The sequence below is a fragment of the Novosphingobium sp. PC22D genome, from assembly GCF_002556635.1.
Lineage (GTDB): Bacteria > Pseudomonadota > Alphaproteobacteria > Sphingomonadales > Sphingomonadaceae > Novosphingobium.
Genome location: NZ_MWMO01000018.1, coordinates 13,838 through 34,256, shown reverse-complemented (window position 1 = coordinate 34,256; position 20,419 = coordinate 13,838). Strand labels below are relative to the sequence as shown.

At 61.2% G+C, this 20,419-nt stretch carries 17 protein-coding genes, 1 tRNA gene and 1 pseudogene; 14 read left to right on the top strand and 5 right to left on the bottom strand.

Features of this window, described 5'->3' with window-relative positions; all coding sequences use genetic code 11:
* Positions 1–6: 6 nt before the first annotated feature.
* On the top strand, positions 7–1,266 hold the full coding sequence (gene fabF, locus B2G71_RS20160; protein WP_098108466.1) for a beta-ketoacyl-ACP synthase II: 1,260 nt from the start codon (positions 7–9) through the stop codon (positions 1,264–1,266).
* Positions 1,266–2,240, top strand: coding sequence for an endolytic transglycosylase MltG (gene mltG / locus B2G71_RS20155; RefSeq protein WP_098108465.1), 975 nt, complete (start codon positions 1,266–1,268; stop codon positions 2,238–2,240). Before fabF ends, mltG begins: the two co-directional genes overlap by 1 nt.
* A gap of 3 nt (positions 2,241–2,243) precedes the next feature.
* On the opposite strand, the gene B2G71_RS20150 is transcribed toward mltG, so the two are convergent.
* Positions 2,244–2,654: a sugar transporter gene (locus B2G71_RS20150; RefSeq protein ID WP_098108464.1), complete on the bottom strand. Its 411-nt coding sequence runs from the start codon at positions 2,652–2,654 to the stop codon at positions 2,244–2,246.
* Between the two features lie 90 nt (positions 2,655–2,744).
* Between B2G71_RS20150 and B2G71_RS20145 the strand changes: the two genes are divergently transcribed.
* The 3 genes from B2G71_RS20145 (at position 2,745) to B2G71_RS20135 (ending at position 4,870) form a co-directional block, all read left to right on the top strand.
* Positions 2,745–3,272 carry a 2'-5' RNA ligase family protein gene (locus B2G71_RS20145; RefSeq protein ID WP_098108463.1) on the top strand — a complete coding sequence of 176 codons (528 nt, stop codon included), beginning with the start codon at positions 2,745–2,747 and terminating at the stop codon, positions 3,270–3,272.
* A gap of 89 nt (positions 3,273–3,361) precedes the next feature.
* Positions 3,362–3,438: transfer RNA gene (locus B2G71_RS20140), tRNA-Met, on the top strand.
* A gap of 178 nt (positions 3,439–3,616) precedes the next feature.
* A complete protein-coding gene (locus B2G71_RS20135) occupies positions 3,617–4,870 on the top strand; it encodes an integrase arm-type DNA-binding domain-containing protein (RefSeq protein ID WP_054733036.1) in 1,254 nt (417 codons plus the stop codon).
* A gap of 15 nt (positions 4,871–4,885) precedes the next feature.
* On the opposite strand, the gene B2G71_RS24610 is transcribed toward B2G71_RS20135, so the two are convergent.
* Both B2G71_RS24610 and B2G71_RS20130 read right to left on the bottom strand, forming a co-directional pair.
* The gene (locus tag B2G71_RS24610) at positions 4,886–5,131 is read right to left on the bottom strand and encodes a DUF5818 domain-containing protein (protein ID WP_234716087.1); all 246 of its coding nucleotides are present in this window, start codon (positions 5,129–5,131) and stop codon (positions 4,886–4,888) included.
* A complete protein-coding gene (locus B2G71_RS20130; protein ID WP_234716088.1) occupies positions 5,097–5,666 on the bottom strand; it encodes a lytic transglycosylase domain-containing protein in 570 nt (189 codons plus the stop codon). Before B2G71_RS20130 ends, B2G71_RS24610 begins: the two co-directional genes overlap by 35 nt.
* A 217-nt stretch (positions 5,667–5,883) precedes the next feature.
* Here B2G71_RS20130 and B2G71_RS20125 point away from each other — a divergent pair, with 217 nt between their 5' ends.
* The 8 genes and pseudogenes from B2G71_RS20125 (at position 5,884) to B2G71_RS20090 (ending at position 16,130) form a co-directional block, all read left to right on the top strand.
* On the top strand, positions 5,884–6,792 hold the full coding sequence (locus B2G71_RS20125; protein ID WP_098108514.1) for a toprim domain-containing protein: 909 nt from the start codon (positions 5,884–5,886) through the stop codon (positions 6,790–6,792).
* Between the two features lie 103 nt (positions 6,793–6,895).
* A pseudogene (locus tag B2G71_RS20120) lies at positions 6,896–9,811 on the top strand (strawberry notch-like NTP hydrolase domain-containing protein); the annotation flags it as partial.
* A 232-nt stretch (positions 9,812–10,043) separates the two neighbouring features.
* The gene (gene istA, locus B2G71_RS20115; RefSeq protein ID WP_240530251.1) at positions 10,044–11,516 is read left to right on the top strand and encodes an IS21 family transposase; all 1,473 of its coding nucleotides are present in this window, start codon (positions 10,044–10,046) and stop codon (positions 11,514–11,516) included.
* Positions 11,513–12,343, top strand: a complete 831-nt coding sequence (gene istB, locus B2G71_RS20110) for an IS21-like element helper ATPase IstB (RefSeq protein ID WP_098108461.1) — start codon at positions 11,513–11,515, stop codon at positions 12,341–12,343. The genes istA and istB overlap by 4 nt, the downstream gene beginning before the upstream one ends.
* Complete coding sequence (locus B2G71_RS20105) at positions 12,340–13,767, top strand: strawberry notch C-terminal domain-containing protein (protein ID WP_240530258.1); 1,428 nt, start codon at positions 12,340–12,342, stop codon at positions 13,765–13,767. Before istB ends, B2G71_RS20105 begins: the two co-directional genes overlap by 4 nt.
* A 59-nt stretch (positions 13,768–13,826) precedes the next feature.
* A complete protein-coding gene (locus B2G71_RS20100) occupies positions 13,827–14,240 on the top strand; it encodes an MbcA/ParS/Xre antitoxin family protein (RefSeq protein ID WP_054733039.1) in 414 nt (137 codons plus the stop codon).
* Positions 14,237–14,953 (top strand): RES family NAD+ phosphorylase, encoded by a 717-nt coding sequence (locus B2G71_RS20095; protein WP_098108460.1) that lies wholly within the window; start codon positions 14,237–14,239, stop codon positions 14,951–14,953. The genes B2G71_RS20100 and B2G71_RS20095 overlap by 4 nt, the downstream gene beginning before the upstream one ends.
* Positions 14,954–14,966: 13 nt before the next feature.
* Entirely contained in the window at positions 14,967–16,130 is a 1,164-nt protein-coding gene (locus tag B2G71_RS20090; RefSeq protein WP_054725397.1) for a hypothetical protein, read from the top strand.
* A gap of 6 nt (positions 16,131–16,136) precedes the next feature.
* Here the strand turns inward: B2G71_RS20090 and B2G71_RS20085 are convergent, their stop codons facing one another.
* On the bottom strand, positions 16,137–16,919 hold the full coding sequence (locus B2G71_RS20085) for a phage Gp37/Gp68 family protein (RefSeq protein WP_098108459.1): 783 nt from the start codon (positions 16,917–16,919) through the stop codon (positions 16,137–16,139).
* A gap of 2 nt (positions 16,920–16,921) precedes the next feature.
* On the bottom strand, positions 16,922–18,037 hold the full coding sequence (locus B2G71_RS20080) for a three-Cys-motif partner protein TcmP (RefSeq protein ID WP_098108458.1): 1,116 nt from the start codon (positions 18,035–18,037) through the stop codon (positions 16,922–16,924).
* A gap of 276 nt (positions 18,038–18,313) precedes the next feature.
* Between B2G71_RS20080 and B2G71_RS20075 the strand changes: the two genes are divergently transcribed.
* Positions 18,314–20,302, top strand: a complete 1,989-nt coding sequence (locus tag B2G71_RS20075) for a ParB/RepB/Spo0J family partition protein (RefSeq protein ID WP_054725404.1) — start codon at positions 18,314–18,316, stop codon at positions 20,300–20,302.
* Positions 20,303–20,419: the final 117 nt, after the last annotated feature.

The window sequence follows — 20,419 nt, the reverse complement described above, 5'->3', positions numbered from 1 at the left end:
ATAGCAATGCGTCGCGTCGTCGTAACCGGCCTGGGACTCGTCACACCGCTCGGCGGTGATGTGGAGACGAGCTGGGCGAACATCCTCGCCAGCAAGAGCGGTGCGGGTCCGATCACGAAGTTCGACGCTTCGGACCAGAAATGCCGGATCGCCTGCGAGGTGAAGCCGGCCGATCACGAATACGGCTTCGATCCGAACAAGCGCGTCGATCCCAAGATCCAGCGCCAGGTCGATCCCTTCATCGTCTATGGCATCGATGCCGCGGGCCAAGCGCTCGAGGATGCCGGGCTGCTCGACATGGACGAGCAAACCAGACTGCGCGCGGGCTGCTCGATCGGTTCGGGTATCGGCGGCCTTCCGGGGATCGAGAGCGAGTCCCTCGTGCTCGCCGAGCGCGGCCCGGGCCGCGTGAGCCCGCACTTCGTCCATGGCCGGCTGATCAACCTCATCTCCGGCCAGGTTTCGATCAAGTACGGGCTCAAGGGGCCCAATCACGCGGTCGTCACCGCCTGCTCGACCGGCGCGCATTCGATCGGCGACGCCGCGCGCATGATTCGCGACGACGATGCCGACATCATGCTCGCGGGCGGGTCCGAAAGCACCATTTGCCCGATCGGCATTGCCGGCTTCGCGCAGGCGCGCGCGCTCAACTCGAGCTTCAACGACCGCCCCGAGCAGGCGAGCCGTCCCTACGACAAGGACCGCGACGGCTTCGTCATGGGCGAAGGCGCGGGAGTCGTCGTGGTCGAGGAATACGAGCATGCCAAGGCGCGCGGCGCGAAGATCTACGCCGAAGTCGTCGGCTACGGCCTCTCGGGCGATGCCTATCACGTCACCGCGCCTGATCCCGAGATGGACGGCGCCTTCCGTTCGATGAGCGCGGCGCTCAGAAAGGCCGGGCTCACGCCGGCCGACATCGACTACATCAATGCCCACGGCACTTCGACGATGGCCGATACGATCGAGCTGGGCGCGGTGCGCCGCCTGTTCGGTGATGCCATGGCCAAGGTCTCGATGAGTTCGACCAAGTCGGCCATCGGCCACCTGCTGGGCGGCGCCGGCGCGGTGGAATCGATCTTCTGCATCCTGGCGATGCGCGATCAGATCGTGCCGCCCACGCTCAATCTCGATAATCCGGACGAAGGCACCGACGGCGTCGATCTCGTGCCGCACGTGGCACGCAAGCGCGAGGTGCGCGCGGTGCTGAACAACAGCTTCGGCTTCGGCGGCACCAACGCCAGCCTGGTCATGCGAAAGATCGACTGATGTCGATGCGGCGCGGCTGCCTGCTGGCCGCGCTCCTGGCGCTGGCCATGGCGGTCGCGCTCGGCGTCTTCCTGAGGGGCTGGTTCGGCTCCGGGCCGCTCGAGAAGGATGCCTCGTTCATCGTCCCGTCCGGGGCGAGCCTTGGGGCCGTCTCGGAAAAGCTCGAGGACGAAGACGTGATCGTATCGGCGCGCGGCTTCCAGATTCGCGCACGCCTGTTCGGCGGCGGCGCGCCGATCAAGGCCGGCGAATTCCTCATTCCCGCACACGCCAGCGCGCGGCAAGTGCTCTCGATCATCCAGAGCGACGACGTGATCCGCCGCTTCGTCACCGTGCCCGAGGGCATGCCCTCGATCATGGTCCACGAACGGCTCATGGCGCAGCCGCAGCTTACTGGCGAGGTCGTCGTGCCCGAAGAGGGCTCGGTCCTTCCCGGCACCTATGATTTCGAACGCAGCGAGCCGCGCGCCGACCTGCTGCGCCGCATGCAGGCGGCGATGACCCGCACGCTCGACGAACTGTGGGCCAAGCGCGCCAAGACCATCGCCGTTTCGACCAAGGCCGAGGCGGTCGTGCTGGCCTCTATCGTCGAAAAGGAGACCGCCAAGCCGGCTGAGCGTCGCATGGTGGCCGGGCTCTATTCGAACCGGCTCAAGAAGGGCATGCTGCTCCAGGCCGATCCGACGATCATCTATCCGATAACCAAGGGCAAGCCGCTCGGCCGCCGCATCCGCCAGTCCGAGATCCAGGCGGTCAACGACTACAACACCTACACGATGGTCGGCCTGCCCAAGCACCCGATCACCAACCCGGGCAAGCAGTCGCTGGCGGCGGTGCTCAATCCGGCCAAGACCGAGGCGCTCTACATGGTCGCCGATGGAACCGGCGGCCATGCTTTCGCGAACACGCTCGAAGAGCACAACCGCAACGTGGAAAAGTGGTTCGCGATTCGTCGCAAGCGGGGCGAACTCTAGCGCCTAGCGCAAGGTGCCGTCCGCCGCCTTCCTGCTGGCGTACCAGACCGAAAAGGCGCCGACGGTGGCGATTACCAGCGGGAAGACGACCGTCGAGGCCCCCTTCTTCGCGATCAGGCCGTAGCCCAGGAAGCTCCACCCGAACTGCACAACAACGCCCGCGAGCGAGACCGCGAAAAGCACGGCGGCAACCTTGCGGCGCGCGAGCAGCGCCAGCGCGGCGGCGGTGCCCACCCAGACCGCCACGGCATAGGCCGACCAGGCCCAGGCCGGCATTGCGGCGAAAGCCTCGGCGGTGACGGGATCGCTTTCGGCGAGCGCGTCGAGATCCGCGCCCGCTTGCATGAGGTAGGCGGCGTCCCCCATGAGGTTCCACAAGAGCAGGACGATGGCGACGATCCAAAAAGTGCGCATGACGATGTTCCCCCAAAGACGCGCCCCGCGATACGGGTGCCATGGACCCGCTCGGTTGGCAATCGAGCGCGCGGAACGAGGAGAGGGGGCATGAGCCCGCCGCCCGGCACCTCCCAGGGCGCGCCGCTGCTCGTCTGTGCGCAGATGCCGGGCGATGTCTTCGCCTGGGCGGACGCTTTGCGGCGCGCGCATTTCCCGCCCGAGCGCAACAAGCTGCGCGCGCATGTCACGCTGTTTCACGCGCTGCCGCCGGGCATAGAGCCGGAACTGCGCGAACTGCTCGGCACGCTGGCCGCCGCACCGCCGCCCGATGCGCACGTCACCGGGCTGATGAAGCTCGGCGGCGGCACCGCGCTCGCGGTCGAATCGCCGGGCATGGTCGCGCTGCATGCCGAGATCGCGGAGCGGATGCACGGCTTGATGACCCGGCAGGACGCACAGCCGCTGCGCCTTCACGTCACGATCCAGAACAAGGTCACGAGCGCGGCCGCCAAGGCGCTTCAGGCCGAGCTCGGCCCCCGGCTCGATCACAAGCGTTTCCGCTTTCGCGGATTCGAGCTCTACGCCTACGAGGACGGGCTCTGGCGCTACATCCGCGACTTCCCGTTTCGCGGCTGAAAGGGGCGCGATAGGAGGTTGACCACGTCTGGCCCCGGCCCTAAAGGACGCCGCCTGCCCCGCCGAAAGGCCGGGGCCCGACGATGTGTGGCGGAGTAGCTCAGCTGGTTAGAGCAGCGGAATCATAATCCGCGTGTCGGGGGTTCAAGTCCCTCCTCCGCTACCATTCCTTGATCCGGAAGCTTCCACTAGCTTCCGCATTTTTCCAAAAATCGAAAGAAAAGCAGAGGTTTGCGGGTGATTCGCGTCCGCATGCGCCCATGGTCTTCCACATGCAGCCAGATTTGGTGTGGGGGTATTTTGGGGGTATTTTCGCGGAGTGTCGGAAAGGAGCGATACCCCCAATGCCTCTCACGGAGACTCAGGCCCGAAATTCCAAGCCAAGTGATCGCGCCTACAAGCTGGCCGACGGGGAGGGCCTATTCCTGTTCGTCCAGCCGAACGGATCAAAGTTGTGGCGGATGAAGTACCGCTTCGCAGGCAAGGAGAAGTTGCTCTCGTTCGGCGCTTACCCAGACCTCGGGATAGCTGCAGCGCGTGCCAAGCGCACAGCCGCAAAGGCGTTGCTAGCCGAGGGCAAGGATCCAATGAAATCCAAGGGGGAAGTGATCTCGCAGGAGGGTGCCACTTTCTTTGATGTCGCAAAGCGCTGGCATGAAAATCGAAAGAGCGCGTTGAATGCCGCGCACGCCGAACGCGTCTGGTCGCGCATGGAAAGGGACGTGTTTCCAGCCATCGGCGAGAAACTCGTTCATGAAATCACGGCGCCCGACGTCCTGGCAATGATACGCAAAATCGAAGCAAGAGGCGCGCTCGATATCAGCCGGCGTGCGAAGCAAGGGGTGGGGCAAGTCTTCCAGTTCGCAATCGCGTGTGGCCTGGCCTCGAATGATCCGACGACACATCTGCGTGGGGCGCTAAAGCCGCGACCACGAGTGAAGCATATGAGCCGTCTGCCGCTCAGCGAATTGCCCGCATTCATCGAGAAGCTGCATGCCTACCAGGAAGAGGGCGAACGGCGGTCCTCAATCACCCGTGACGCAGTTCTCTTTGCGCTCCTGACTTGGGTTCGAACGAAGGAGCTCCGCTTCGCCGCCAAATCCGAGTTCGAAGACCTCGGCGGCAAATCACCTGTCTGGCGCATACCGGCCGAGCGAATGAAGATGGGACGAGAGCATTTGGTGCCCCTCTCGCAGCAGGCAACGCACATCGCGAAATCTATGATAGCAGCAGCGCCTGGCGAGTTTCTCTTCCCGGGTAATGGCCCAAACATGCCGCTTTCAGAGAACACAATGATCTACGCGCTCTATCGCCTCGGATACCACAGTCGCCAAACCGTACACGGCTTCCGGGGCTTGGCGAGCACCTGGGCCAATGAGCAGTTGGTCGAGTTCGGCAAGCCGCCCATGTGGATCAGGAAATACCATGAGGATTGGGTCGAACTACAGCTCGCGCATTCGGAGAAAAACGACGTGCGTGGAGCTTACAATGCCGCTGAATACCTGGCTCCTCGGCGCCGGATGATGCAGGACTGGGCTGACTATCTGAGCGGCGGGAAGGTCATCGACATCAAGAAGGCAGGGAAGCGCGCAGCCTGATAACTATGGCTTCGATCAGACCGGTCCAATCCAGTCTGCGCGCAAACGATCTCGACCTGCGACAACCCCCTCGACAATCACCGCTGATCCGACGAATTCGCATTTGGGTTCTTCGCTCTCGATGATCCAGACGACGTCGTCTGTCGTGGTCAGGAACAACCCGCGTCTACCACGGCTCAAAACTCCCGAGACGCGTCTTCGATCCGCGCTCACAACACCCCCCCGTTCAAAAACGCCAATGGCGCAGCACTTCACGCACATAGGCCGGTGTCTCGCCATTGCGAGGAATACCGCCTGCGCGCTCGACGGCACCTGGACCTGCATTGTAGGCAGCGAGGGCCAGATGAACCACCCCGAACTTGTCCAGCATCTGGCGTAGGTATCGGGCCGCACCCAAGATGTTCGCCTTGGGATCGAAGCGATTTGAAACGCCAAGGTCCCGCGCTGTCCCTGGCATCAATTGCCCCAAGCCTGCGGCCCCGGCCTTGCTGATGGCCATCGGATTATATCGTGATTCCGTCCATACAAGAGCGTCGAGAAGGCCGCTTGGTAGCGAGTATTGAGCCTCAGCAGCGTAAACATGAGGAAGGTAGCTTGCCCGACGGAAGCCCGATGGCGCGCTGCTTTGGGGCTTTGGATATCGATAGGGCAGATAGGTTCGACCCGCATCGGTAGCCAGCGGCTCGGACGAGGCCGTTGGAGGCTTTCTCCAAATGCCATGTTCGACGAGAAGGAAGCCATCAGTCCCTTCTGCAACGCGGAAGCCATCGGTCGTCAACTCCGAGGCAACGGTCATCTGAGGGGGCTCCATCTCCTGCGCGTGAGCGGGGAGGACGGACCCAAATCCTGTCGTTGCCCCTGCAACTACTGCCCATTTCAGTCTCATTCCCAAATCCTTTGGTGGTCGAATCGGGAAAGAACATATATAGAACATATGATGTAGGAAAATGAAACGTCAGCGACGCAGAGCGGAGGCTGCGCGGGTGGAGGCACGTTACGATGGAGATGCCCCCATGCACCAACACCGATCATCCCAATTCCAAGGTCTGCAACTGGAAACCCGCGCGCGCAAGATAGTCGAGCAGCTGGGCGGTGCCTGGTCGCGTTCGCGCGGAATGTGCTGCTGTCCGGCCCACGACGACCGCACTCCTTCGCTAAGTATCACACTCGGAAAGCGCGCAATTCTTGTTCATTGCTTTGCCGGCTGCACGAACGAGGCGGTGATAGAAGCCATGGCCGGGCTCGGAATAAGAATTGCGGATCTGTTCGATGGCACGAGTGGTCCGATCGTGGCCGAACCGCGCGAGGAAGTCGCCAATCGCAATGCGCTGAGGCTCTGGCGTGAGGCGTCGACCATCGCTGGCAGCCCCGCCGAGAAGTACCTCGTGTCCAGAGGCATCACGATTTCTTCGCCGGAGCTGCGTTTCCACCCGCACATGCCGCTGGGGCCAAAGGGTGCTGTCCGGTTTCTACCCGCGATGGTGGCAGCCGTGCGCAATGATGCCGGAATTCTGGCGCTGCACCGCTCCTTCCTTGACCTCGACAAAACCAGCTTGGCTTCTTTCGATCAGCCCAGGCGTGCGTTAGGCAGCCCCGGTTCTGGGGCGGTGCGTTTCGCGTACCCGAATGGCGGACGCCTTGGCCTCGCAGAGGGAAACGAAACGGCCCTCTCAGCGATGCAAATGTTCAAGGTTCCCTGCTGGGCGACGCTAGGAAACGAACGCTTCGGCTTGGCCACAATCCCGGAATCGGTGCACCAGCTGTATCTCTTTGTCGACAATCATGCGGGCGGGCACCTTGCTGAAGAGCGTGCGCGAGAGGCCTACGCTTGCGAAGGGCGTCTGATTGTCACCAGGCGTCCGGAGCTAACCGGCGACGACTGGAATGATGTGCTCATGCGCTCAGTCCGAGCTGCGGTCTGAATGTCGGTGAGAGGAAAGCGGGCTTGGGGCCTTGTGAGGCCCCCGGGCGGATCCATCCGAACGGACACCCGGACAAACCCAGGGCCTCTTCAGGAGGTCTCTCATGTCACACGCAAATACCGCTTTCGCATTCTCCGATCCCGCCGAGCTGCCAGTGCTGGCAGCGGCGAGGGCGCTGGCCGCGCGGCTCGTTGCAGATCAAGCAATTTCACGGCTCACTGTGAATGCAACGATGGCCGATCACTTCGGCGGTAGCGACGCCGAAGGACGCTGGTCCGTACGCGATGCCCATGCGGCACTTGAATTGGCGCAGGTGTTGTTTCTGGCGCAGGCGACCGAATTCTCACCTGCAATGTCACCCAGCTTTGCCGATGAGGCTTTCACGCGCCTTGAAGGTCTGGTCCCGACCCAGTCCAACCGTAGCGACGAGCAGATCGAGTGGCAACAATTCGCGACGCCGCCCCGTCTGGCCTGGATGGCTGCAAAGGCATGCGCGATTTCTGCCGCTGAACTGGTTCTCGAACCGTCGGCCGGGACCGGGATGCTGGGCGTATGGGCAGCAAAGGCAGCTGCGCGTCTCGCTCTCAACGAGATATCGCCGCTGCGCCGCGAATGCCTGGGCGCCGTGTTCCCAGAGGCGACAGTCACGGGATTTGACGGGGAACTGATCGACGAACTTCTCAAGCCCGACGTGGGTCCGAGCGTGGTGCTGATGAACCCGCCCTATTCACACGGAATCGAAAGGGGCCACGATAGTCGCACTGGCGATCGGCACTTGCGTTCTGCCTGGAATCGCCTTCTGCCCGGTGGCCGCCTGGTCGCAGTGATGCCCGAATGGTTCGAGCTTCCGAAGTTTCTTGTCGGGATCGCCGGTCCCGTCTCGTTGCGCCTCAACGCGATGATCGAGCGCGGTTTCGTCAAGCAGGGCACCTCTATCGCAACCCGGCTCTTGGTTCTCGACAAGGCTGACGATGGTACCAGCCCGATCATCGCCCAGCCGGCAAACTTTGCCGAGCTTCATCTGCTGATCGATATGCTGCCTGACCGGGTAAGCCTGCCCGCCGAGCCCAGCATCGGCATCAAGCCAGCATTGCCGCTTCGGCTGGTTGCGAACAGGACGAAACCTGTTCCACTTAAGGTCCATCCAACCGCTGCGGCGCCGTCGATCCTGCCGCTTGATTTTACTCCGCTCGAAGCACCTGCGCCGATCGAAAGCCAGGTTGGGCATTATTTGCCCTACCGGCCGAGCCGGATCTCAATTGCAGATGCTGTCCCGCATCCGACCCCCCTGGTCGAATCCGTTGCGATGGGTTCGATAACCGCACCCGTGCCCGAAGTGGTGCCTCAGCTTCCGTCGCGCCTCATTGCTGGGGGCGTCCTATCCGCTGCGCAGGCCGAGACCCTGATCTATGCCGCAAGCGCGCATGCCCGCGATCTGCCGGGACGGTTTGAGCCCGACGACAAGGGCTGTGCCTTGAAGGCGAGCCCCGACGGGCACGCCTACCGCATGGGCTACTTTCTTGGTGACGGAACTGGTGCAGGGAAAGGACGGCAGGTCGCTTCCGTCATCCTCGACCGGTGGGTGAGGGGCGAACGGCGCCACATCTGGATTTCCAAGAACGAAGCTTTGCTCGAAGATGCCCGCCGCGACTGGACCGCGCTCGGAGGCCTTCCCATCGACGTCCAGCCCCTTGGCCAATGGAAGCTCGGTGTCCCGATCGGGATGCGCGAAGGCATACTCTTCGTGACTTATCCGACACTACGCTCGGGCCGCAGCGACGCGACACGGCTCGAGCAGATTCTCGAATGGGCAGGGGAGGACTTCGACGGGCTCATTGTCTTTGACGAAGCCCATGCGATGGCCAACGCCGCTGGCGGGGAAGGCTCACGTGGTAAGGTCAAAGGATCGGAACAGGGCATTGCCGGTGTTCGCATCCAGAATCTGCTGCCGCGCGCCCGCGTGCTCTACGCATCGGCGACCGGGGCATCCGACGTCAATAATCTCGCCTATGCCACCCGTCTTGGGCTGTGGGGTCCCGAGACGGCTTTTGCCAATCGCGAAGCCTTCGTCGCAGACATTCGCGATGGCGGTATCGCTGCAATGGAACTGGTCGCCCGTGATCTGAAGTCACTTGGACTGTACGCGGCGAGGGCACTTTCATTCGCCGGAGTTGAGTACGAGATTCTCGAGCATTGCCTGACCCCCGACCAGGTAGCGGTTTATGACGCGTATGCAGACGCTTGGGCAATCATACATGGCAACCTGCGCGAGGCACTCGAGGCAACCCGGATCGTCGACACTGATAGTGGCGAAACCCTCAATTCAGGTGCCAAATCAGCGGCGCTTTCGGTTTTTGAAGGCACCAAGCAGCGCTTCTTCGCGCAGCTCCTTCTATCGATGAAGTTGCCGAGCCTACTGCCCGCAATCGACGCGGCACTTGCGGACGGCAACGCGGTTGTCGTGCAACTCGTCTCGACCGCCGAAGCCATGCTCAACCGCCGCCTCGCTGATCTCTCCGATGCGGAACGCGAAGCACTCGAAATCGATCTCTCCCCTCGCGAATACGTGGTCGATTACCTCACCAAAAGCTTCCCGGTTCGGCTGATGGCGGTGTTCACGGACGAGAATGGCAATGCCCGGTCCGAACCGATGAGTGATGAGAATGGTGCTCCTGTTCTCTGTCGTTCGGCGCTTGCCGCGCGCGACCGCATGATCGAGCAGCTCTGTGCCTTGCCGCCGATCGCGACGGCGCTCGATGCGATCATCGAACGGTTCGGTGTCGATCAGGTCGCCGAAGTCACCGGACGTACCCGCCGCCTGATCGTCGGACGCGATGGACGCCAGGTGCTCCAGTCGCGCTCTCCGCGCGCCAATGTCGCCGAAACGCGAGATTTTATGGACGGGACAAAGCGGATTCTGGTTTTCTCCGATGCCGGTGGCACCGGCCGCAGTTATCATGCCGACCTTGCGGCAAAGAACCAGATGCGCCGGGTCCACTTCCTGCTTGAGCCGGGTTGGCTGCGGCGCGACAATCAGGGTGCGAACAGCGCGACAATGAAGATGAGAAAGGCGTCGGTGTGTCTGTCGGGACGAGGGGCGTAGCCCCGAGGAGCGGCAGACACACCGACGCAAGCGTCTTTCTTTCCGGGAAGGGCGTGATGGTGATCGCGATCTGCCAGGCCTGCCTTCCCTTGGAAGGGGAGAAGCGGTGCCTGGGAGCCACATCAACGATCATCAGGTGAGATTATATATGAAGATGAGACAGACGATGTCGCCGCGCAGTGCGGCGGCGTGCGCTGCGTTCAGCACGGCGACGGCCTATAGGCTGGAGGCGGATATGCGGCTTCCCTCGCAGAAGAAGGCGCCGCGCGGCCGCCGGCGTCCTGATCCGCTGGCGGGGATCTTCGACGAGGAGATCGTGCCGTTGCTGGAGGCGGCGCCGGGGATCCGGGCGGTTGCGGTGTTCGAGGAGCTGCAGCGCCGTCATCCCGAGCTTCCCGACGGGGTGCGGCGGACGATGGAACGCCGGATCCGCAGTTGGCGGGCGCTGCGGGGACCGGATCGCGACGTGATCTTCCGCCAGGTGCATGAGCCTGGACGGATGGGGCTGTCGGATTTTACCGACATGGCAGACCTGGGCGTTCGAGTGGCGGGGGTGAAGCTCGACCACCGGCTGTATCACTTCCGGCTTTCCTGTTCGGGGTTCGAACATGCCCATGTGATCCTGGGCGGCGAGAGCTATGTCGCGTTGGCGGAGGGGCTTCAGAATGCGCTGTGGGCGCTGGGCGGAGCGCCTCGCGAGCATCGCAGCGACAGCCTGTCGGCGGCGTTCCGCAATCTGGATGCATCGGCGCGCGAGGATCTGACCCGGCGCTACGACGCCTTGTGCCGCCATTACCGGATGGAGCCGACCCGCAATAACCGCGGCATCGCGCATGAAAATGGTACGATCGAGAGCGCGCATGGTCATCTGAAGGCGGCGGTGCGCGATGCGCTTTTGATGCGCGGATCGGCGGCCTTCGACGATCTGCCGGGATATCGGCGCTTCATCGACGAGCTCGTCGCCCGCAAGAATGCGCGCTGTACGAAGCGGATCGATGCCGAGCGGGCGGTGCTCCAGCCGCTGCCGAGCATGCGAACCAGCGATTATGAGGAGGTGCTCGTCATGGTGACCTCCTCGGGCGGGTTTACGCTGCGCAAGGTGTTCTACACCGTGCCGTCGCGGCTGATCGGTCACCGGCTCAGGGTGCGGCTTTATGATGACCGGCTCGACCTCTTCCTCGGCGGCACGCCGCTGTTCACCCTGCAGCGCGGCCGCGCTGACGCCAGCGGGAAGCATGGTCATGTCGTCGATTATCGCCACGTCATCCACGCGCTCCGGCGCAAACCAATGGCGCTTCTGAACCTTGTCTACCGCGACCAGCTCTTCCCGCGCGAGGCCTATCGACGCATGTTCGATCGGCTGCTCGAGCGGCTTGCCGAGCGCATGGCGTGCCGGACGATGGTCGACCTGCTCAGCCTCGCGCATGAGCGGGCCTGCGAAGCCGAACTTGCCGCTGTGCTGGAATCGCTGCTGGCGACGCCGAGAGGCATGCCGGACATGGCGGCCTTGCGTGGGCGGTTCGCGCCCGATCCCGCGTCACTGCCCGAAGTGGTGGTCGAGCTTGCCCCGCTCTCCGCCTATGAAGCGCTGCTCGACGCTCGCGCGGAGGAAATGGCATGAGCATCGACGCCACGAAGCTGACGCTGATGCTGAATGAGCTGCGGCTGCCGACAATCAAGCAACTCTGGCCGACGTTCGCCGAACGGTCCGATAAGGAAGGATGGCCGGCGGCGCGGTTCCTGAGCGCGATCACCGAACTTGAGATCGCCGAACGCGACCGGCGCCGGATCGAGCGCCATCTTGCCGAGGCGAAATTACTGCCTGGCAAGACGCTCGACGCGTTCGACTTCGATGCGGTGCCGATGATATCGAAAGCGCAGGTCATGGCGATCTGCGCCGGCGATGGCTGGCTTGAAAAGGGCGCGAACCTCATCCTGTTCGGCCCACCCGGCGGGGGCAAATCGCATCTGTCGTCGGCGATCGGGCTCGCGCTCGTTGAAAAGGGCTGGCGCGTCCTGTTCACCCGGACATCGGACCTCGTTCAAAAGCTGCAGGTCGCGCGCCGCGAGCTTGCACTGGAAAACGCGATCAATCGCCTCGACCGGTTCGATCTGCTGATCCTCGACGACCTTGCCTATGTCGCCAGGGACCAGGCGGAAACCTCGGTCCTGTTCGAACTGATCAGCACGCGGTACGAACGACGCTCGCTGCTCATTACCGCCAATCAGCCGTTCGGCGAGTGGAACCGCGTCTTCCCCGATCCCGCCATGACGCTCGCCGCCGTCGACCGCCTCGTTCACCATGCCACCATCTTCGAGATGAACGTTGAAAGTTATCGCCGGCGCGCAGCCATCGATCGAAAACAGCATGGCGCGGGGCGTCCCGCCAAGGTCGCGACAATCAAAAATACCGGCGTGTCGCTCCCCGACAATCAACCCGACACATAGCCCTTGTCAGCGACAATCAGACACACCAATACAGCACCGTCGCGGTCAGCGCTTCTCATCCTGATCGTCGCCACCTTCTCACCCAGATCGTCGCGCTACAGGGTTGGCGGGCCGATGCCGCAATTCAGGGCCTTGGCCGTACCAACCGCACCAATCAGGCGTCGGCCCCATTGTTCCGCCCGGTGACCACCGACGTGCGTGGCGAACGTCGGTTTATATCGACCATTGCACGTCGGCTCGACAGTCTCGGGGCACTGACCCGAGGGCAGCGCCAGACAGGTGGGCAGAACCTCTTCGATCCTGCCGATAATCTTGAGAGCACCTACGCCAAGGAGGCGCTTCATCGCTGGTTCGGCCTGTTGTTCGCAGGCAAGCTGGAAGCCGTTACGCTTTCTCGGTTTGAGGAATTGAGCGGGCTCAGGGTCGAAGGGCCCGACGGCGGGATGGTCGATGACCTGCCAACAATCCAGCGCTGGCTCAATCGCATCCTCGCGTTGCCGATTGCTTTGCAAAACGGCATATTTGACGAGTTTCTCGGCCTCGTCGAAGCGCGGATCGATGCAGCACGCCAGGCCGGCACGCTCGACATTGGGGTCGAGACTATTGCGGTAGAGCATTACGAGGTGCTGACCGACACGCTACTGCGCACCGATGCGCTGTCGGGTGCGACTACGCATCTCCTCGAACTCGAGATCGCCCGCGCGCTTAAGCCTTTGCGTCTCGAACGCCTCGACGAGCTCTACGGCTTGTCAGGTGCGCGTCAGCAACTTCTGCGTAATGCGCGCTCAGGCCGGATCGGGTTGCTTGTCCCGGCTCGCAGTCTGCTCACCGACGAAGGTATGCGTGTGGCCCGCTTCGAGCTAGTTCGTCCCTTGAAGCACGGACACATCACTGCCGATCAACTCGAGGAGAGCAACTGGGAAACAGTGGATCCAACCGAATTTCAGCGCCTCTGGCAGGCGGAGGTCGATGACGCCGCCTCAAATCACAAGCGTGAGCGACTGCATCTTGCAACCGGCCTGTTGCTCCCGGTGTGGGACAAACTCCCTTCCGACTATGTTCGCGTCAGCCGGATTTCGGCGCGAGACGGACGCTCGCTGTTAGGCCGGGAGGTTCCGCTCCATTGCGTGCCCGAACTATGCCAGGCGCTTGGGCTTGAAGACGAACATGCCTTTTCGGCAGAGCAAATCGTCGATGCGGTGAACGGGACCGGGCGGCCGATGCAAATCAAAAGCCGCGAAGCGCTCACGCTCAAGCGCAGCCTCGTCAACGGCGCGCAGCGGCTCGAACTGACTGGTTGGTCGGCGTCTCGCCTAGACTGGTACAAGGCACATGGGTGTTTCACCGAGATCATACGCTATCAAACGCGACTTTTCGTCCCGACGACGAGCGCAGTATCGGTCTTGGCGCGACTTGTGGGATGAGATTGTTATCTTGCCAAATGGCATTCAATGTGATATATACTGCCATATGGAGAATGCTCATGTTGGCACTGCAACCCGTTGATACCGTCCCCGATGCCTTCCGGCCCGATCCTATAACTCAGGAGGAAGCAGCGGCGATGTTCCGCGCCGTGCTGAACCTGTTTGGGAAATGGGAACTCACCGACGAGCAGGCAGCGACTTTGCTCGACATGCCGGTTCGCTCCTACCGGCGATGGAAGGCTGAGGGGCCGGGCCGTGTCTCGCGTGATGGTGCGGCGCGGCTCTCCAACCTGATGGGTATCCACAAGGCGCTGAGGATCATTTTTTCCGAAGCCCAACGTGGCTACGCCTGGATCAAGGCAGGTAACGCCGCCTTTGCCGGAGTGAGTGCGCTCGACGTCATGCTTGGCGGCGAGCTGACTGATATCATGCGGGTGCGTCGCTATCTTGATGCCGAACGTGGTGCCTGGTGATTGATCCCAAGGAGATTCCGGTTGCCCAGGTCGAGTGGAAAGGTGCTGTACGGATTATCCGCAGTGCCTTTCCACCGATTGACCTGTTCGAAGACATCGCAGACCCTGCAGATTGGCCGCTGCTGATCTCCGCCGAGCAAAAAACCAATCCTCGCATTATGGCGACGATCGGCAATCTCGATCTGGTGCCGGCTGATCGCCGGGTAGGCGGAAATGGCGCATCCTATCTGATGGCGCCGTTCACGCATGTTAGCACGGACCGGCCAAGTCGCTTCACCGATGGGACCTACGGCGTGCTATACGCGGGGGATACATTCGAAACAGCGCTGTTCGAAACAATCCATCATCATGCCCGCTTCATGACTCGCACTGCCGAAGCGCCAGGTTGGATCTCGCAGTTCCGTGAAATCGTATTGTCAGTAAACGCCGACCTTCGTGATCTCAGGGGCATTGAGCCAGAGGATCCTGCGCTTGATCCCGACAGCTATGTCGCATCGCAAAGCCTCGCTGCAACGCTCAGGGCGAATGGCGCGGAAGGTCTGGTCTATCCGAGCATCCGGCATCAGAACGGCGAATGTGTTGGGCTGTTTTACCCCGACCGCGCGTCAGACCCTATTCAAGGGCGTCACCTAGACTATCACTGGGATGGTACGGGGGTCGACCTAGTTCGAAATGCGGGAACAGGTGCCGTGTTTCGAGTGGTATCTACCTGAAAGGTGGGCAACATTGAACAGCGAGCAAATCGAAACTGTCCGAACCCGCGCCCAGAAGGCGATTTCTCCACTAGAACCAGCAGATTTCAGCATGCGAGCGCCGAAGGGATTTCTCTTCAACGCAAAGCGCACCGATGCCGGGCGGACGCTGCCACCATATTATCTGGTCTACTTTCTTCTTGTCGACTTGCTGGGTTTCACGAATCTAGGTCAGTTCGAAAAGGTAGCCTGGTCAGTCCCGGTGGAATATGATGGGCGGCCCTTCCTTGTGGAACACCGCAAATTTGGATTGGGCGTCTTCGCTGCCAATGTTCCAGAAGACGAAGAAGCGGCTGCCGAAATTGTCAGATTGATCCACAAGGCCACCAAAGCGGCGCAGCCTTATTTCGATTGGAGGGCTGAGCAGGCAGCAAAGGCCTCCCAACTCAATGTCGTCAACCGCTCGCCCGATCTGTTCGAACGGCTAAATTTCTACCTCGATCTTTATGACGACAGGCAACAGCAAGCGGAGGGCCGGAAGGACGAGCGGATTGTCAACCATCTTAGCGATATGAGCTATACGGTAGCCTTTCCGGCAGTCGAGCTCAATCGGGAGGCCAAATGGCTGGGGCTCTCTGCCATCGAATGCTTCTTTAGCTGGACTGAGCATGTCTTCATCCACATCGCCATCCTTCGCGGTAACTGCGCGACAGGGGAGGATGTCACCAAGCTCGCAAAGGCGGAATGGGCCGAAAAGTTCAAAGCAGCGCTGGATATCACCGACCCCACCACAAAACAATTTTACGATCAGCTGGCCATAGTCCGGCGTCAGCTTCGAAACTTCGTTGCCCACGGGGCGTTCGGGAAAGACGGCGAGGCGTTCCACTTCCACTCGAAGGCTGGGGCTGTACCGATGCTTCTGCCTCATCCGCGTGACCGTGCCGCTTTGAAGTTTGGACAGGGTGTCGATTTCGTGGCCGCTGAGGCTATCGCACTTATCCGGGATTTTATCGATCATCTTTGGTCAGGCTCACTCGAGCCCGCAAAGATACACATTCAGGACTTTGGTCTGCCTCTCAACCTGACCAAGGTCGTTAACGGCGACTATGCACGCGCCATGGCTTCAGTCGACGCCATGGAGAGCTATGCCGATTATCAAGTGCACTTGAACGATCGCTACGCCAACATGGATTTTTGATCGATCCTAGACGAAAGCCGCCGCCAATGCCGCCTCGCTACGCAGCGGCTCCTTGGGAAATTCATCCCAAGTTTGGCCGTCAAGCATTCGACCAGCCTTCTTCTTGTTGACGCCGCCCCATTGCTTGAAATGGAAGGCCACACCAGCGCTCTGGCACTGGTCGCGAATCGATCGCACCCAGCTAGGGTTCATCGGTCTTGCACCTGGCCCGCTTTCGCCGCCTGCAATAACCCAATCGATTCCCTGGAGGTTCATGTTCTCAAGCGGCCCAAGCAGGGGCTCTAAGCTCAAAAATTTGATGGCCGCTTTTGTGCGGCGCAGGTGGTCGATGCGATAAAGGTAGTCTGCATTTTCAACGCTTACACCCATCCATACATTTGCTGGCCAGTCCAGCTTACGAGCGAGCTCTTCGAGCCGTTCCGCGCGCTTGGTAAGGATTTGATAGGTGTGCTGTGGAGTTGCCCTCATGGTTTCGAACACGCGCTGCACAAATTTCACGGGCACGGCCTCATGAAACAAGTCGGACATTGAGTTCACGAAAATCATGCGGCCCGTGCGCCATGTGGCGGGCAGCCTAAAGCTTTCCTCGTCAATCCGCACAACGCCGTTCCACTTCGGTCGTCCACCAGACATTCTGGTGGTGCCTGCGTACTTGGGCTGGCCCATGGCTTCGAGCCGTCGCGCCATCCGCATGGCATAGCAATTAGTGCAGCCAGGCGAGACCACATTGCAGCCTGCGACGGGGTTCCATGTCGCCTCTGTCCATTCGATTGATGAATTCGTCGCCATGCTCAGCACCCTTCCTTGAACTGGACCTTCACATGGTCGGGGTAGGTATCCTTGCGACGCTTCCCTTTAGTCGAATACGCCGAGACCCTCTCTGCGGCTTCAAGCGCACTAAGCGCCTCGCGGTAATTCCTTTTGATGTATGGCTTGCCTACGCTGTGTCGCTCATAGATTTCCGTGAGTGACAGGGTTTGTCCCGCGAAATCTTCCAGCAGCATCTCTTTCAGCTTAGACATGGGTTGGACCAGCGAAAACAAAAGCGGCATCGACGCATCAGCAGGTGAATATGTGAGCGACGGGACACCTTCGTCGAGAGTTGAGCTCTCAGCCGCCATAATGTCCTTCATAATCTCATAGCCCTTGAAGTGCTTTGAGACGAAAATCAGCTTATGAGATGTGCGCGTGCCTTCGCTGTTACGGAATGTGAAGGGCAGCACATACTTGCCACCAAGCGACTGAATCTCATTGGCCAGCTCTTCGAGAATGGCAGCCTCTCGCAATTCCGGCGTTAAACCGGGGAGCCTCGCGCGAAGCGTGTCCGCGCGCTCTTCTCCGAACAGCGCATCCATATGCTTTTTTACGCCGGGATTGTTGATCCCCGCATTGATCCGATTGTAATTGAAGAAGAATACACAATCGCAACCCCAATCTTTGATGACGCCCTGGACAATCCTAAGAGAGAGGCCTTTGTAACCGAAAGGATCGACAAACGAGAACGAAGGGACGAGGCGCGTTTCGTTAAAATACGTCGCGGCATCATCATCTACCTCACCACAAGTCACGACGGGTTTATATTTGAGTTTTTCTAGACCCGGGAGGCTATCGATTTCTGTTTGGAGCGTCGAAGTTTTGTCACCATCTGCGTCGTTGAAATAGGCGGTGAGCATTTGTGACATTAGCGGATGATTGATGGCCGTTTGCAATACGAGAAGGGGCGTCGCCGCCGCACCATCCTTGTAGCGGCCTGGGCCGGCATAAAGGTCCATGTAAGCGATCTTTCCGCCGCGCTTCGCAACCGTGGGCATGACGACCTGTGCCCAAGTAGAGAAGTACTTGTTCACGATGCGGGCTTTGACCTCGGATTGATCAGTCCTCTCTTCGAAGAACTTCTGGTTTGCCATGCTTTTTCGCCGCCTGTCGATTGATCATCCATCCAGTAGAACAAAATGCGAACCAATACAATTCGTTTGGCTTGCCATGGGGAAGGTAGTTTCCGTGATGCAACAGCATCGGTTCGATCCTTGGGCCGTGTTCCCTTCTTCCATAATTTCGTTTGGCCGCAGAACGTCACCTGTCTGACCGGCCACGGTGAAGAGAGAGGGAAGGGGGCTTGCTTCTGACTGAGCCGAAGGAGCGTCGATGGTCGATGCCTGTGCTCGCAATCAGGAGTATGTCCCATGATCAAGTCGATCCCGTTGACCAAGTTGGTCCAGTCTCCTCGCAATGTGCGCCGCCACGGTGACCCAGCTGCAGATTCCGAACTGAAAGCGAGCATTGCAGCCCATGGGCTGTTGCAGAACCTCATCGTTCGGCCTGCGGCTCGTGGCAAATTCGAGGTCGAAGCCGGAGAGCGCCGCCGCTGCGCCTTGCTGGCGCTTGCCGAAGAGAGAGTCCTGCCGAAGGGCTACGAGGTTACCTGCCTCGTGCTTGAGGACGATGCGGAAATCGCAGTCGAAACGAGCCTGGCCGAGAACTTCCATCGCCTCGCGATGAACCCCGCCGACGAAGCGCAGGCGTTCGCTGCCCTGATCGAGGCAGGCGCCTCGACGGAAGATGTCGCGCGCAGGTTCGGACTGACGGTCCGCTTCGTCGAAGGCCGGCTGCGTCTCGCGACCCTTGCGCCTGTCGTCTTCGATGCTCTGGCATCCGGTGAAATCACTCTCGATCTCGCCAAAGCTTTCGGCGCGACCTCCGACCAGGAGATTCAGGCTCGCGTCTATGAACAGGCGTCCTCGGGCTATTATGCGCCCAGCGCCGACAGCATCCGGCGCATGGTGCTCTCCGGCACGGTTCGCGGTAGCGATGCTCGGGCCCGTCTTGTCGGTCGCGACGCATATACCGCTGCAGGTGGCCGGATCGAACGCGAACTATTCGACGACGATGACAGCGAGTCCTGGGTTGATGTCGCGCTTCTCGAAACCCTCGCCTCGGAGGAGATGGAGAAACGCGCCAAGGCGCTCGCAGCAGAGCAGGGCCTTGCCTGGGTTAAGCCGACGCTTGACGCCTATGCCAGTCACGATCTTGTGGAAGGCCTCATTCGCCTTCCGGCCGAGCCGGCTCCGTTGACTGACGCCGAACTGGCCCGCCTTGACGAACTCGATGCTTCCTACGACGATCATGCGGCCATTCTCGAGGATGAAGACAGCGCAGAAGAAGCAATTGCTGCGGCCGAGGCGACGATCGAAGCGATCGAGCGCGAATGCCAGGACATTCGGGCAAAGCCCCCGGAGCTGGCGCCCGAACTGAAGGCCAATGCCGGAATGATCCTCGTTCTCTCGCGCGACGGGACACCGGTCCTCCAGCCGGTGTTCTACGGCGAGCGCGATATCGAAGTCGTTGGTGACGACGATGTCGTCGAAGTCGTGGCCAGTGTCGACAGTGATGGCAAACGCCGTGCAGCGCTTTCCAAGCGTCTGATCGACGAACTTGCGATGCAACGTCGTGACGTGCTCGCGCTCCACGTGGCATCGGATCCCGGCCTTTCGCTCGACATCATGGTCTTCACCCTCGCGGATGCCGACACCCACGACTGGCGGTCACGCGCGGCCACGACCCTGCGTGGCGGCGTCCCTGCGGGTCCGATTGTCGGGTTCGAAGCGAAGGATGCGCCGGCAAGCGCATCCCTTGCGGACCTGCGCTCTGGTCTCGATGAGAGCTGGCGATCTGGCGAAGACGCTTCGTCGCGCTTCAAGATGTTTCGGGCACTCGCTGATGAAAGCCGCGCAGCATGGCTCGGCTTTGTCGTCGCTCGCACGCTCGAGGCGAGCCTCAACATGGCAGGCGAACGCCAAATCGCGTTCCAGGATCATCTGGGCAGCGCGATCGGCATCGATATGGCGCAATGGTGGCGTCCGACCGCGGCAAACTACTTCGACCGCGTCTCGAAGCAGGTCATCCTCGATGCGCTCACCGATGTCGGCGGCCTGGAACTGTCCTCGCGCTTCGCATCGGTGAAAAAGGGCGATCTCGCGATGAGCGCCGAGCGCGTCTTCGCGGGGACCTACATCACCGAGGTCGAAGTTCGGGAAAGGGCCCTCGCCTGGGTGCCCGAGGTCATGCGCTTTGCCGACCTGCCGGAAATTCCTGCCGATAACGAAGCGCAAAGTCCCAACGCGGATTTCGTCGCCAACGACGACAATCAACCCCCGAGCGAGTTGGCCGCCTGACCTCCTCCTGACAGGAACGGCTACTCGCCACCGTGAAGCGGTCCTCCGGCACATGCCGGGGGGCCGCTTCCTTCATGGAAAGAGAGCGGAGGGGGCTCCGGGATCTCCGGCACTGAC

Bases quoted from the DNA above. Each gene is read 5' to 3' on its own strand.
- B2G71_RS24610 (WP_234716087.1), bottom strand. From the start codon at position 5,131: ATGTGCGTGAAGTGCTGCGCCATTGGCGTTTTTGAACGGGGGGGTGTT.
- fabF (WP_098108466.1), top strand. From the start codon at position 7: ATGCGTCGCGTCGTCGTAACCGGCCTGGGACTCGTCACACCGCTCGGC.
- B2G71_RS20100 (WP_054733039.1), top strand. From the start codon at position 13,827: ATGTTGGCACTGCAACCCGTTGATACCGTCCCCGATGCCTTCCGGCCC.
- B2G71_RS20075 (WP_054725404.1), top strand. From the start codon at position 18,314: ATGATCAAGTCGATCCCGTTGACCAAGTTGGTCCAGTCTCCTCGCAAT.
- B2G71_RS20135 (WP_054733036.1), top strand. From the start codon at position 3,617: ATGCCTCTCACGGAGACTCAGGCCCGAAATTCCAAGCCAAGTGATCGC.
- B2G71_RS20125 (WP_098108514.1), top strand. From the start codon at position 5,884: ATGCACCAACACCGATCATCCCAATTCCAAGGTCTGCAACTGGAAACC.
- mltG (WP_098108465.1), top strand. From the start codon at position 1,266: ATGTCGATGCGGCGCGGCTGCCTGCTGGCCGCGCTCCTGGCGCTGGCC.
- istB (WP_098108461.1), top strand. From the start codon at position 11,513: ATGAGCATCGACGCCACGAAGCTGACGCTGATGCTGAATGAGCTGCGG.
- B2G71_RS20130 (WP_234716088.1), bottom strand. From the start codon at position 5,666: ATGACCGTTGCCTCGGAGTTGACGACCGATGGCTTCCGCGTTGCAGAA.
- B2G71_RS20080 (WP_098108458.1), bottom strand. From the start codon at position 18,037: ATGGCAAACCAGAAGTTCTTCGAAGAGAGGACTGATCAATCCGAGGTC.
- B2G71_RS20085 (WP_098108459.1), bottom strand. From the start codon at position 16,919: ATGGCGACGAATTCATCAATCGAATGGACAGAGGCGACATGGAACCCC.
- istA (WP_240530251.1), top strand. From the start codon at position 10,044: ATGAAGATGAGACAGACGATGTCGCCGCGCAGTGCGGCGGCGTGCGCT.
- B2G71_RS20145 (WP_098108463.1), top strand. From the start codon at position 2,745: ATGAGCCCGCCGCCCGGCACCTCCCAGGGCGCGCCGCTGCTCGTCTGT.
- B2G71_RS20150 (WP_098108464.1), bottom strand. From the start codon at position 2,654: ATGCGCACTTTTTGGATCGTCGCCATCGTCCTGCTCTTGTGGAACCTC.